This is a genomic window from Parasphingomonas puruogangriensis, assembly GCF_036663635.1.
Lineage (GTDB): Bacteria > Pseudomonadota > Alphaproteobacteria > Sphingomonadales > Sphingomonadaceae > Sphingomonas.
Genome location: NZ_JAXOJI010000007.1, coordinates 213,227 through 225,578 on the forward strand (window position 1 = coordinate 213,227; position 12,352 = coordinate 225,578).

13 protein-coding genes are annotated in these 12,352 nt (G+C 66.0%); 7 read left to right on the top strand and 6 right to left on the bottom strand.

The genetic code is table 11. The annotated features are described in order from the left end of the window. Window positions 1-74 precede the first annotated feature (74 nt). From maiA to pyrE, 6 genes are all read right to left on the bottom strand, one after another. Window positions 75-698, bottom strand: a complete 624-nt coding sequence (gene maiA / locus U1739_RS16760) for a maleylacetoacetate isomerase (protein WP_443025590.1) — start codon at window positions 696-698, stop codon at window positions 75-77. Then, window positions 698-1,801 (bottom strand): AI-2E family transporter, encoded by a 1,104-nt coding sequence (locus U1739_RS16765; protein WP_332709717.1) that lies wholly within the window; start codon window positions 1,799-1,801, stop codon window positions 698-700. Before U1739_RS16765 ends, maiA begins: the two co-directional genes overlap by 1 nt. After that, on the bottom strand, window positions 1,798-2,721 hold the full coding sequence (lepB, locus tag U1739_RS16770) for a signal peptidase I (protein WP_332709718.1): 924 nt from the start codon (window positions 2,719-2,721) through the stop codon (window positions 1,798-1,800). Before lepB ends, U1739_RS16765 begins: the two co-directional genes overlap by 4 nt. Continuing rightward, entirely contained in the window at window positions 2,718-3,134 is a 417-nt protein-coding gene (gene acpS / locus U1739_RS16775) for a holo-ACP synthase (protein WP_332709719.1), read from the bottom strand. Before acpS ends, lepB begins: the two co-directional genes overlap by 4 nt. Window positions 3,135-3,291: 157 nt before the next feature. Further along, complete coding sequence (locus tag U1739_RS16780; RefSeq protein ID WP_332709720.1) at window positions 3,292-4,017, bottom strand: pyridoxine 5'-phosphate synthase; 726 nt, start codon at window positions 4,015-4,017, stop codon at window positions 3,292-3,294. Further along, window positions 4,014-4,598, bottom strand: a complete 585-nt coding sequence (gene pyrE, locus U1739_RS16785) for an orotate phosphoribosyltransferase (RefSeq protein WP_332709721.1) — start codon at window positions 4,596-4,598, stop codon at window positions 4,014-4,016. Before pyrE ends, U1739_RS16780 begins: the two co-directional genes overlap by 4 nt. Before the next feature lie 186 nt (window positions 4,599-4,784). Here pyrE and coxB point away from each other — a divergent pair, with 186 nt between their 5' ends. The 7 genes from coxB (at window position 4,785) to U1739_RS16820 (ending at window position 12,333) form a co-directional block, all read left to right on the top strand. Then, the gene (gene coxB / locus U1739_RS16790) at window positions 4,785-5,906 is read left to right on the top strand and encodes a cytochrome c oxidase subunit II (RefSeq protein WP_332709793.1); all 1,122 of its coding nucleotides are present in this window, start codon (window positions 4,785-4,787) and stop codon (window positions 5,904-5,906) included. 3 nt (window positions 5,907-5,909) lie between these two features. Continuing rightward, window positions 5,910-7,571: a cytochrome c oxidase subunit I gene (gene ctaD, locus U1739_RS16795; protein WP_332709722.1), complete on the top strand. Its 1,662-nt coding sequence runs from the start codon at window positions 5,910-5,912 to the stop codon at window positions 7,569-7,571. 247 nt (window positions 7,572-7,818) lie between these two features. After that, a complete protein-coding gene (locus tag U1739_RS16800; RefSeq protein WP_332709723.1) occupies window positions 7,819-9,255 on the top strand; it encodes an amidohydrolase in 1,437 nt (478 codons plus the stop codon). Then, window positions 9,252-10,559, top strand: a complete 1,308-nt coding sequence (locus tag U1739_RS16805) for an amidohydrolase family protein (protein WP_332709724.1) — start codon at window positions 9,252-9,254, stop codon at window positions 10,557-10,559. Before U1739_RS16800 ends, U1739_RS16805 begins: the two co-directional genes overlap by 4 nt. A 175-nt stretch (window positions 10,560-10,734) precedes the next feature. After that, a complete protein-coding gene (locus U1739_RS16810) occupies window positions 10,735-11,628 on the top strand; it encodes a heme o synthase (RefSeq protein ID WP_332709725.1) in 894 nt (297 codons plus the stop codon). A 4-nt stretch (window positions 11,629-11,632) separates the two neighbouring features. Further along, window positions 11,633-11,779, top strand: coding sequence for a cytochrome c oxidase system small membrane protein (locus tag U1739_RS16815; RefSeq protein WP_332709726.1), 147 nt, complete (start codon window positions 11,633-11,635; stop codon window positions 11,777-11,779). Continuing rightward, window positions 11,776-12,333, top strand: a complete 558-nt coding sequence (locus U1739_RS16820) for a cytochrome c oxidase assembly protein (RefSeq protein WP_332709727.1) — start codon at window positions 11,776-11,778, stop codon at window positions 12,331-12,333. Before U1739_RS16815 ends, U1739_RS16820 begins: the two co-directional genes overlap by 4 nt. The last annotated feature ends 19 nt before the right edge of the window (window positions 12,334-12,352 follow it).

Genomic DNA, 12,352 nt, shown 5'->3' on the forward strand with positions numbered 1-12,352 from the left:
GCTGCCGCCAATTATTGTTCCGCCACTGGGCCCCCGCCTTCGCCGGGGAATGGTAGGAGGAAGACAGCAGGGGTCTAGTTCGGCTTCACGCGATCTGGATGCGCTGCGGCGAATGCCGCCAGCTCGACGCAGGCCGTATCCGCCGCCACCAGCTTCGGCCACGGCGTCAGATCGAGCCCGAACCGTCGCGCATTGTAGAGCTGCGGGACCAAGCACACATCGGCGAGGTCGGGCGCCGCGCCACCCAGGAACGGTCCGTCGCCGGCCATCGCCTCCAGCGCATCGAGGCCCAGCGTCATCCAGTGGCGCGACCAATCCTCCTTGGCCGCCTGGTCTGCGCCGAAGGCACTTTCCAGCTGCTTGCCGACGCGCAAATTTCCGATCGGGTGGACGTCCGCCGCGATGACCAGCGCCTGCGCCAGCACCCGAGCGCGGGCCAGCGCATCGCGCGGCACGATCGGCGGATCGGGATAGGTCGCGTCGAGCCAGTCAATGATCGCCAGGCTCTGCGTCAGCATGACCCCGTCCACCTCCAGCGTCGGCACCAGCCCTTGCGGGTTGCGCGCGATATTTTCGGGCGACGCTTGTTCTGCCGCGAGCAAATTTACCGCGACGCGCTCGTACGTGACATGCTTGAGCGCGAGCACGATGCGCACCCGGTAGGCAGCCGACGAGCGCCAATAATCGTACAGCCGGATCACGTTGGTCCGGTCGCCCCGTCGCCATCGGCGTCGGCGTCCTGCTCTTCCGTCCGTTCCGAGCTACGCTCAAGCGCGACCTTGATCATCGCCGTCATCGGATCGGCCAGCGCCAACCCCATCACGCCGAACAGGGCGCTGGCGAGGATCTGCGCGCCCAAGGTCAGCGCCGGCGGCAGATCGACGGTGCGCTTGGCGACCATCGGGATCAGCACATAGCCATCGAACGTCTGGACGATGAAATAGGTGGCGATCGCCCAGATACCGGTCTCGTAGCCGCCGGAAAAGCCCACCGCGACCATCAGCACGCCGGACACGAACGCGCCGATATTGGGGATGAAGGCCAGCACGCCGGTGATGATGCCGAGCAGCAGCGCCATCGGCACGCCGCCAATGGCCAGCGCGATCCAGGTCAGCACGCCTTCCGCCGCCATGCCCAGCAGGCGCCCGGCGAGCAGCCGGCGCATCGTCACGCCCATGCGCTGCAGCGTGATGGCGAATTCGCGGCGATTGTCGGTCGGCACCATCCATTGCACGCCGCGCTGATAGATATTGGGGTCCATCGCCAGGAACAGCCCGATGACCATGATCATGAACAGGCTGGTCAACGCGCCCGCTGCCGTCCCGACCCAGGAGGTCAGCCGCCCGACCGAGCCCATCGCCTGCTGAATGATCGAATTGAGATCCGACCGGCCGGGCATCACGCCCATGCGGGACAGCCATTCGGTGACGCGGTTGAACTGCGCCGTCAGCGTGGATTGCAGCTGGGTAACCTGTTCCACCACCTGCACGCCGGTGAGATAGAAGGTGCCGATCAGGAACACGAGCACGCCGACCACCACGATCAGCAACCGCCAGCCGCGCCCGATCTTAAGCACGCGCCCAAGCAGTCGCACGCCGCCATCGAGCATCGCCGCAAACACCAGGCCGGCGAAGATGATCAGCAACGGCTGGATCAGCAATACGACCAGCGCGACGGCGCAGATCAGACCGATCCACACGCTGGCCTTTTTCAGCTCACGCCGGACCAGCGGATCGCGCATCTCGTTGGGGCTTGGGCCTTGGACGACGTGCACCGGGGCGTCGCTGGTCGTGTCGGTCATTTCGCTGTTTCCTTGGGATGTAGCGAATCGCCCGCTCGCCCCCCGCGCAAGGACGCCCACCAGCTCAGTGGGTTCCATGTGGCGTCGCCATCAAGCGAGAAAGTAATGAACTCGGCGCGGCCGCCGACATATTCCCATGGCACCGTGCCGCCGAGACCGAGCTCGGGCGGCTCGAGCGAAAAGCGGCTGTCCGAGCTGCGATCGCGATTGTCACCCATCAGGAAGACGTGCGCCGCGGGAATGGTGATCGGGCCGTAATTGTCGCCCTGACTATAGCCCATCTCGACGGTCTCGTAGCTGCGGCCGCCGGGCAATGTCTCGGTGATCAGCGGCAGATGGCAGACCGCCTTGCCGTCGGCGCCTTGGATCAGCGCGCCGGGATAATCGTCGCAGGTCGCATTCGCGTCGACGGGGATATCCTTATAGTGAAGCGGCCCGCGCTGCACCGCGGCGCCGTTGAGGTACAGCACGCCGCCGCGAACCTGCAGCCGGTCACCGGGCAGGCCGATCAGCCGCTTGATGTAATCGGTGTTGCGCCCGGGCGGGGTGACGATCACGACATCGCCGCGTTCGGGCAGGCGGCCGAACAGGCGCCCATGCGTGAACGGCAATTGCACGCCCCAGCTTTCCTCCGGCTGACGCAAGACGAGGCCGCGGAAGATCGCCGCCGGATTGGGGATGGTCGGCGAGATGAACGACCAGCCATAGGGATATTTAGTCACCACCAGCCGATCGCCCTTCATCAGCACCGGCAGCATCGATTCGGAGGGGATATAGAAGGGCTTGGCGATGAAGCTGTGGAAGCCGAGCACTGCCATGATCAGCCAGAAGATGCCCTTCACTTCCTCCCACCAGCCCGATTTGGACTTGAGCGGGGTGCTGTGCGGCTCGGCGGGGAGCGCCGTGGTGTCGGCCGTCATGCGGTGAGATCCTGCGCTTTTATGGCCTCGATGATCACGAAGGCCTGCGCCCAGGGATGATCGTCGGTCATCGTCAAATGTACCTGGGCCACGTGGCCGTGCGGTATCAACGCGTCAAGCCGCGCCTTGGCCCCGCCGGTCAGCAGCAATGCCGGCGCGCCGGAGGGGGCGTTGACCACGCCGATATCCTTCATGAACACGCCGGCCTTGAAACCGGTGCCGACCGCCTTGCTGAAGGCTTCCTTGGCGGCGAAGCGCTTGGCCAGCGTGCCGGCCTTGGTGAACGGGCGGCGGGCGGCTTTGGCGCGCTCGACATCGGTGAACACGCGTTGCTCGAAACGCGCGCCGAACCGCTCGAGCGAGGCCTGGATGCGCTCGATATTGCACAGGTCAGAACCGAGCCCAATGATCATAAAACTTCTTCCCGGCACGGGGAGGTGGCATGCGCAGCATGACGGAGGGGGTGGGCCGGCAACGCCACGGTTGCGTGTGGGGAAATCCCCCTCCACCACTCGGCTGAAGAAGCCGAGCGGTCCCCCTCCCCGTTCCGGGGAGGATTTAGCAGCGCGCTCACCGCGCTTGATCCATCGCCGCGCGCATCAGCCGCACCGCCTCGCCCAACCCGACGAACATCGCCTCGCCGATCAGGAAATGCCCGATATTGAGCTCGCGCACCTGCGGGATCGCCGCGATCGCCGCGACATTGTCATAGGTCAGGCCGTGCCCGGCATGCACTTCGATGCCATTCTTCGCCGCCAGCGCTGCGGCGTCCGCCAGTCGGCGCAATTCGGCCGCCCGCGCCTCACCCTCCAGTTCGGCATAACGCCCGGTATGCAGCTCGACGACCGGCGCGCCGAGCCGGAGCGCGGCATCGATCTGCCGGGCGTCGGGCTCGATGAACAGCGACACGCGGATAGTGGCGTTGCGGAGTTCGGACACCAGCGGCGCGAGCCGATCAAACTGTCCCGCCGCGTCGAGGCCGCCTTCGGTGGTCAGTTCCTCGCGTTTCTCCGGCACGATGCACGCGGCATGCGGGCGGTGCCTGAGCGCGATGCCGAGCATTTCCTCGGTCGCGGCCATTTCCAGGTTGAGCGGGATGGCCAGCCGCTCGGACAGGCGCGCGATATCGTCGTCGGTGATGTGGCGGCGATCCTCGCGCAGATGCGCGGTGATGCCGTCCGCCCCCGCCGCGGCGGCGACCAACGCTGCGCGCACCGGATCGGGATAGCCCGCGCCGCGCGCATTGCGCACCGTGGCGACGTGATCGATGTTCACCCCAAGGCGCAAATCGCTCATGCCGCGGCCCGGCTGCCGGGCTTGATCGCCGGGATCGCCTGGAGCTCGGGCGGCAGCGCATGCGCCTCATAGGTCGGTACGTCGAGCCGGATAAGCGGGTAGAAGGGCACGCCGAGATCGGCCTTGCCCGACGAACGATCGACCAACGCCCCGGCCGCGACCGTCTCGCCGCCAGCGCGGGCAATGGCGGCAATCGCCTCGCGCGAGCTGAGTCCGGTGGTGACGACGTCCTCCATCATGAAGACGCGCGTGCCCGGCGCGAGGCGGAAGCCGCGGCGCAGTTCGAACACGCCTTCGGGTCGTTCGAGGAACATCGCTTCGACGCCAAGCGCGCGGCCCATTTCATGGCCGGCGATCACCCCGCCCATGGCCGGCGAGACCACGGCCCCAATCGACGCGCGGACCTCGGCGGGCAGCCGCGCGACCAATGCCTCGGCCAGGCGCGCGCCCCGCGCCGGATCCATCAACACGCGGGCGCATTGCAGGTAGCGCGCGCTGCGCAGGCCTGAGGAGAGAATGAAATGCCCCTCCAGCAGCGCTTCGGCAGCGCGGAATTCGGCCAGGACGTCGTCTTCGGTCATGTTCGGGGGCACCCTTTCGTTGCGCCAAATAGGCCGTCGCCACCCTGCAGTGCAACGGTTCTGCAAAAAACTCCCCGATGTGCTTGAGGGATCATGGGGTCCCGCGTATAGGCCGCGGTCAAACAGGCGCATTGCGCCGAGCGCTGGTTGTTCGAAAGCAGCGCGATGCCAGGGGTAATGATGACGATGCGCATGACCGGGTTGAAAACGATCGCCATCGCGGCCGGCCTGCTGATGGCCGGCGCCGGTTACGCGGCGGCACCGGTGGCGAGCCCGCCGGTGGCGCCTGCCGTCACCGCGCCCGCGCCGACCACGGTCGCGCCGATTGCGACGCCTGCCGTAGCGACCGACCCCGCGCTGCTGGCGCAGGACGGTGCGCCGGCCATGGCGCCGACCGCCGGCATCGGCATGCCGGTCGACGGGCGCATCGGCATCCAGCCGCAGGTTACCAAGAATGGCGAGCGGGGACGTGGTTTCCACGACAACATCCTGATCCCGGTGATCACCGCCGTATGTATCCTGGTGCTGCTGCTGCTGATCTGGGTGATGTTCCGCTTCAATCGCCGCAGCAACCCGGTCGCTTCCAAGACCAGCCACAATACGGCGATCGAAATCGTCTGGACGCTGGCGCCGGTGGTCATCCTGGTGCTGCTTGCCGTGCCGTCGATCGGGCTGCTCCAGGCGCAGTTCAAGCCCGCGCCGGAAAACGCCATCACGCTGAAGGCGATCGGCAACCAATGGTATTGGTCGTATCAATATCCCGACAATGGCGGGTTCGAGATCACCGCCAACATGCTCAAGGAGCAGGGCCAGACCGCCGCTGGCGAGCGCGCCCGTACCGCTGCCGACGGCCCCCGCCTGCTGGCCACCGACAATCGCGTGGTGCTGCCGGTCGGTGTGCCGATTCGCCTGATCACGACTTCGCAGGACGTCATCCATAGCTGGGCGGTCCCGGCGTTCTGGATGAAACTCGATGCGGTTCCGGGACGTCTGAACGAGACCAGCTTCACGATCGAGAAGCCCGGCGTGTATTTCGGGCAGTGCTCGGAATTGTGCGGCGCGCGGCATAATTACATGCCGATCGCGGTGGAAGCCGTGCCGCTGGCACAGTTCAACGCCTGGGTCGTCGCCAAGGGCGGCAGCGTGAAGGGGGCCAAGCCCTCGACCGCACCGGCGGCGCTGACCCCGACACCGGCCGCCGCGCCGGCCGAGAACACCACCGGCCCGGTCGACAACACGACCGCCGCCGCTCCCCAGACCTCTCAGGGCGCATCGGGTAACCCCGCCGGCGCCGGCACCGGACAGTAAGACATGACCGATACCGCCCTCAGCCCATCCCAGTTCCAAGCCCATGGTCATGACGACCATGCGCATGACGCGGATCACAAGCCGGCCTTCTTCGCGCGCTGGTTCATGTCCACCAACCACAAGGATATCGGCACGCTGTATCTGATCTTCGCGATTGTCGCGGGGATCATCGGCGGGGCCATTTCGGGCCTGATGCGCGCCGAACTGGCGCAGCCCGGTATCCAATATCTGCCGACCTGGCTGGCCATGCTGCACGGCCCCGGATCGATGGACGAGGCGTTGCACCTGTGGAACGTGCTGGTCACGGCACACGGCCTGATCATGGTGTTCTTCATGGTCATGCCGGCGATGATCGGCGCATTCGGCAACTGGTTCGTGCCGCTGATGATCGGCGCGCCGGACATGGCCTTCCCGCGCATGAACAACATTTCGTTCTGGCTGCTGGTCCCCGCCTTCACGCTGCTGCTCGCCTCGCCCTTCTTCGGCGGCGCCGGCACCGGCTGGACGGTCTATGCCCCGCTATCGACTTACGGCGAGCCCGGGCCGTCGGTGGATATGGCGATCCTCTCGCTGCATTTGGCGGGCGCTTCGTCGATCCTTGGCGCGATCAACTTCATCACCACCATCTTCAACATGCGTGCGCCGGGCATGACGCTGCACAAGATGCCGCTGTTCGTGTGGTCGGTGCTGGTCACCGCCTTCCTGCTGCTGCTGTCGCTCCCGGTGCTCGCCGCGGCGATCACCATGCTGCTGACGGATCGCAACTTCGGCACCGCCTTCTTCGATCCGGCGGGCGGCGGCGATCCGATCCTGTACCAGCATCTGTTCTGGTTCTTCGGTCACCCCGAAGTGTACATCATGATCCTGCCGGGCTTCGGCATCGTCAGCCAGATCATCTCGACCTTCTCCAAGAAGCCGGTGTTCGGCTATCTCGGCATGGCCTATGCGATGGTCGCGATCGGCGTGGTCGGCTTCGTGGTGTGGGCGCACCACATGTTCACCACCGGCCTTAGCGTGAACACCAAGATGTATTTCACCGCGGCGACGATGGTCATCGCGGTGCCCACGGGCATCAAGATTTTCTCGTGGATCGCGACGATGTGGGGCGGCTCGATCACCTTCAAGACCCCGATGGTATGGGCGATCGGCTTCATCTTCATGTTCACCGTCGGTGGCGTGACCGGCGTGGTGCTCGCCAATGGCGGCGTCGACGATTACATGCAGGACACCTATTATGTGGTGGCGCATTTCCACTACGTGCTGAGCCTGGGTGCGGTGTTCTCGCTATTCGCCGGCTTCTATTACTGGTTCCCGAAAATGACCGGTAAGATGTATAACGAGTTCCTCGGCCAGGCGCACTTCTGGGTGTTCTTCATCGGCGTGAACGTGATGTTCTTCCCGATGCACTTCCTCGGGCTGCAGAGCCAGCCGCGCCGCATGCCCGATTATACCGACGGGCTGGCATATTGGAACTGGGTCGCCAGCGTCGGCTACATGATCATGGCCGCCGGCATGCTGATCTTCTTCGTCAACCTGTTCTGGTCGCTGTTCGCGGGCAAGAAGGCGGGCGACAATCCCTGGGGCGATGGCGCCACGACGCTGGAATGGACGTTGTCGTCGCCGCCGCCCTATCACCAGTTCGAGACGCTGCCGAAGATCGACTGATCTGGCACTCTTAGGGTTACCAAAACGCCTCGGTGAAAGCCGGGGCGTTTTTGGTTGTAGTTCCACCGTATCGCCACGCCGGGGCCCAGGCGCGGAACAGAAGTTGGCAAGCGCTGTGCGTCGTTACAGCGACCTTCGCGACTGGGCTCCGGCGTTCGCCGGGGTGGTAATCACCTTGGAAAGCGCAAACCAACCGCTTGAAAGCCCTCGCCCTTTCCGTAGACTGCGGCAAAACGGGGATCGCCACATGAAGCACAAGACCAAGTTCCGCAGCCTGACGGCGGCCGCCAGCGCGCTCGCGCTTGCCGCCTGTGCCGGGCAATCCGCACCAGCCAAGACCGCCTCGTCCAAGCCCGCCCCGGGCGCGGGCCCCGGTGCCGGCAGGGGCTATGCGCACGATCCCTTCCCCAGCACCTATCGCGTCTATCCCGGCGCCCCGACTCTGGTGCGCAACGTCACCATCTATGACGGCGAAGGCGGGCGGATCGATAACGGCGCGGTACTGTTCGCCGACGGCAAGATCGTGCAGCTCGGCCAGGCGCTCGATGCCCCCGCCGGCGCGACGGTGATCGACGGCACCGGCAAATGGGTTACGCCAGGCGTGATCGACATCCATAGCCATCTGGGCGACTATCCCAGCCCCGGCGTGCAGGCCAATTCCGACGGCAACGAGGCGACCGCGCCGGTCACCGCCGATGTCTGGGCCGAGCATAGCGTGTGGCCGCAGGATCCCGGCTTCGGCCGTGCGCTGGCCAATGGCGGCGTCACCACGCTGCAGATCCTGCCCGGCTCGGCCAATCTGTTCGGCGGCCGCTCGGTCGTGCTCAAGAACGTCTATGCCCGCACCATGCAGGGCATGAAATTCCCCGGTGCGCCTTATGGCCTGAAAATGGCGTGCGGCGAGAATCCCAAGCGCGTCTATGGCAGCCGCAACACCAAGCCCTCGACCCGCATGGGCAATGTCGCGGTCGATCGCGCGACCTGGGCCAAGGCGGTGGCGTATCGCGCCAAGTGGGACAAATATGAGAAAGACGGCGGCGACGCGCCCGATCGCGACATCGCCATGGACACGCTGCGCGGCGTGCTGGCCGGCGAGATCCTGGTGCAGAACCATTGCTATCGCGCCGACGAAATGGCCATCGTCATGGATATGGCCAAGGAGTTCGGCTATCGCGTGACCGCCTTCCACCACGCGGTCGAGGCCTATAAAATCGCCGACATCCTGAAAGCGAATGGCACCTGCGCGGCCGTGTGGGCCGATTGGTACGGCTTCAAGATGGAAAGCTTCGACGGCATCGGCGAGAATCTCGCGCTGCTGCAAAAGGCCGGGGCGTGCGGCATGATCCATTCCGACGACGAGAACGGTATCCAGCGCTTGAACCAGGAAGTGGCCAAGGCGCAGGCATCCGGGCGGCGCGCCGGGATTGACATTCCCGATGCGCAGGCGTGGGAATGGCTCAGCATCAATCCGGCGCGCGCCTTGGGCATCGCCGATCGCACGGGCAGTCTGAAGCCCGGCAAGATGGCCGATGTGGTGCTGTGGAACGGCAATCCCTTGAGCGTCTATACCCGGCCGGAAAAGGTCTGGATCGACGGCGCCTTGCTCTACGATTCGACCAATCCAAGGATGCGACCGGTATCCGATTTCGAACTTGGCCAGCCGGGCTCGGGAGATGTGAAATGAAGGCCATCCTGCTCTCGCTGACCGCGCTTGGCGCCGTCTTTGCCGCCCCTGCTATGGCCCAAACCGTCGCCATCACCGGCGGCACCGTGGCGATCGGCGATGGTTCGCAGCCGATCGAGCGCGGCACCGTGGTGATGCGTGACGGTCGCATCGTCGCGGCGGGCGCGGGGGTCGCGGTGCCGGCCGGCGCGACGGTGATCGACGCGACCGGCAAATGGGTCGCCGCGGGCATGGTCGCCGGTTTCACCAATCTCGGGCTGGTCGATGCCGAGGGGGTGCGCGAAAGCAATGACGCCAGCGCGCGGACCTCGCCGTTCAACGCCTCGATCGATATCGCCCCGGCGATCAACCCGCAGGCGGTGCAGATCGGCAACGAACGCGCCGGCGGCATCACCCGGGCGCTGGTCTCCCCCTCCACGGGGCAATCGATCTTCGCCGGGCGCGGGGCAGTGATCGATCTCGGCGCGGACGCCGATCCCATCACCCGCGCGCGCGCTTTCCAATATGTCGAACTGGGCGAGGACGGGGCAAGCGACGCGGGCGGCAGCCGCCCGGCGGCCTATGCCATGCTGCACGATGCGCTGGCGCAGGCGCAGGATTATCGTCGCAATCCTGCCGGGTTCGGCGGGCGCGAACAGGCCTCGTTGGTCAAGCGTGTCGATGCGCAGGCGCTGCTGCCGGTGCTCGACGGGACGATGCCATTGCTCGTCCATGTCGAGCGCGCCAGCGACATCCGCTCGGTGCTGGCGCTCAAGAAGCAATATCCGGCGCTGAAACTGGTGCTGGTCGGCGTGCGCGAAGGCTGGATGGTGGCGCCCGACATCGCCGCCGCGCGCGTGCCCGTCATCGCCGCGGCACTGGCCGATCTGCCCGCCAGCTTCGAAGCGCTGGCCGCGACCGAATCGAATGTCGGCCGGATGACCGCGGCGGGCGTGGCGACGGCGATCTCGACCGTCGGCGCCAACACCGCGCCGGGGGAACATATCCTGGCGCAATATGCCGGCAATCTCGTGGCGATCGCGCGCGTGCCGGGCGCGACCGGGCTGAATTGGGGGCAGGCGTTCGCCACGATCTCGTCCAAGCCGGCCCAGGCGTTGGGCATGGACGGCGAGATCGGCTCGCTGCGCCCCGGCCGCCGCGCCGATGTGGTGATCTGGGACGGCGATCCGCTGGAGCTCTCCTCCGCGCCGCTTGCCGTCTATATCGATGGGGTCGCGCAGCCGATGCGCTCGCGCCAGATCGAATTGCGCGATCGCTACAGCCTTCCGCAGGAAGGGGCGTTGCCCAAGGCGTATAGCCGGTAAACCGTCCGATCCGTCATCCCAGCGAAAGCTGGGATCTCATGCGGCCAGCTTGGCCCAGGAGCCGCACGAGACCCCCGCTTTCGCTGGGGTGACGGCAGGCGGCGCGAAGGGTGGCGGAAGGATCAAACACCCGCCCTTTCCCCCGCCCCCGCAACACCCTATAGCGCCCCCAACCATGACCGCCGCGACTCTCCCGCTACCCGCTGAATGGCGCGATTTCCTCGCGCTGACCAAGCCGCGCGTGATGACGCTCGTCGTCTTCACCGGCCTATGCGGTATGCTCGTCGCGCCGGTGGCGATCGATCCCGTGCTCGGCTTCACCGCCATCCTGTGCATCGCTTTGGGTGCCGGCGCGGCGGGCGCGCTCAATCAATGGTATGAGGCCGATCTCGACGGCAAGATGAAGCGCACGCAAGGACGCCCGCTGCCCGCCGGGCGGATGGAGCGCGGCTCGGCGTTGCATTTCGGCGTCGGGCTCGGCGCCTTCTCGGTGATCCTGATGGGGCTGGCCAACAATCTTGTAGCGGCCGGCATCCTGGCCGTGTCGATCCTGTTCTACGTGCTGGTTTATACCGTGTGGCTCAAGCGCCGCACGCCGCAGAACATCGTTATCGGCGGGGCGGCCGGCGCGTTCCCACCGCTGATCGGCTGGGCCGCCGCGACCGGCGATGTTGCCACGTTGCCCGTCTTGCTGTTCGCCTTGGTGTTCCTGTGGACCCCGCCGCATTTCTGGGCCTTGGCATTGTTCATGAAGACCGATTATGCCGCGGCCGGCGTGCCGATGCTCCCGGTGGTCGCCGGCGAGCGCAGCACGCGCACGCAGATCGGGCTGTACACGATCCCGATGGCACTCGCCGCGATCGCGCCCTGGGCATTGGGCCTGTCGGGCGCCGTCTATGGCTGGGTCGCGGTCGCGACGACCACGGTGTTCGCTGCGATGGTCGTGCACGTCGCGACGCGTCGCACGCAGCCCGGCGATACGATGCGCCCCGAAAAGCGCTTGTTCGCTTATTCGATCCTGTACCTGTTCATCATCTTCGGCGCGCTCGTCGTCGATCGCTGGATCTGATCCCATGCAAGAGCCGACCCCCAATAACGACGATCTCGTTCGGTCCCGCCAGCGGTCGCGCGCCACGGTGATGGCCGTGCTGCTCGGTGCGTTCGTCATCCTGGTGTTCGCCATCAGCATCGCTAAGATCAAAGCGGGGATGCCGCATTGAGCGCTAGGCGCCTGACCGGGCCGGGGCGCACTGCGCTGCTCGCCGTGCTGGGCATCTGCTTTATGACCGGGCTCGCCTGGGCCAGCATCCCGCTATACCGCATGTTCTGCGAGGCGACCGGGCTCAACGGCACGACGCAGCGCGGGCTCGTCGCGCCGGGCGCGATCAGCAATAAGATCCGCATCGATTTCGACGCCAATGTCGACCCCAAGCTGCCGTGGAAGTTCGCGCCCGAACGCCCCTCCGAGACGATCGATATCGGCGGCCGCGACATGGCCTTCTTCACCGCCACCAACACCAGCGACCAGCCCGTCACGGGCATGGCGACGTACAATGTGACGCCGGCCCAGGCGGGCAAATATTTCACCAAGATCCAATGCTTCTGCTTCACCCAGCAGACGCTGCAGCCGGGCGAAACGGTGCGCATGCCGGTGATCTTCTTCGTCGATCCCAAGATCCTCGACGACGAGGATGCGCGCGATATCAAGACGATCACGCTCAGCTATACGTTTTACCAGCCCAAGACGGTGGATTCTGCGAAAGCAGCCAGCTAGAGCGATTCCAAAGATAGAA

What these genes read in the sequence shown, in the direction of transcription:
- U1739_RS16765 (WP_332709717.1), bottom strand. Translation starts at nt 1,801, where the DNA reads ATGACCGACACGACCAGCGACGCCCCGGTGCACGTCGTCCAAGGCCCA.
- lepB (WP_332709718.1), bottom strand. Translation starts at nt 2,721, where the DNA reads ATGACGGCCGACACCACGGCGCTCCCCGCCGAGCCGCACAGCACCCCG.
- acpS (WP_332709719.1), bottom strand. Translation starts at nt 3,134, where the DNA reads ATGATCATTGGGCTCGGTTCTGACCTGTGCAATATCGAGCGCATCCAG.
- U1739_RS16780 (WP_332709720.1), bottom strand. Translation starts at nt 4,017, where the DNA reads ATGAGCGATTTGCGCCTTGGGGTGAACATCGATCACGTCGCCACGGTG.
- pyrE (WP_332709721.1), bottom strand. Translation starts at nt 4,598, where the DNA reads ATGACCGAAGACGACGTCCTGGCCGAATTCCGCGCTGCCGAAGCGCTG.
- coxB (WP_332709793.1), top strand. Translation starts at nt 4,785, where the DNA reads ATGCGCATGACCGGGTTGAAAACGATCGCCATCGCGGCCGGCCTGCTG.
- ctaD (WP_332709722.1), top strand. Translation starts at nt 5,910, where the DNA reads ATGACCGATACCGCCCTCAGCCCATCCCAGTTCCAAGCCCATGGTCAT.
- U1739_RS16800 (WP_332709723.1), top strand. Translation starts at nt 7,819, where the DNA reads ATGAAGCACAAGACCAAGTTCCGCAGCCTGACGGCGGCCGCCAGCGCG.
- U1739_RS16805 (WP_332709724.1), top strand. Translation starts at nt 9,252, where the DNA reads ATGAAGGCCATCCTGCTCTCGCTGACCGCGCTTGGCGCCGTCTTTGCC.
- U1739_RS16810 (WP_332709725.1), top strand. Translation starts at nt 10,735, where the DNA reads ATGACCGCCGCGACTCTCCCGCTACCCGCTGAATGGCGCGATTTCCTC.
- U1739_RS16815 (WP_332709726.1), top strand. Translation starts at nt 11,633, where the DNA reads ATGCAAGAGCCGACCCCCAATAACGACGATCTCGTTCGGTCCCGCCAG.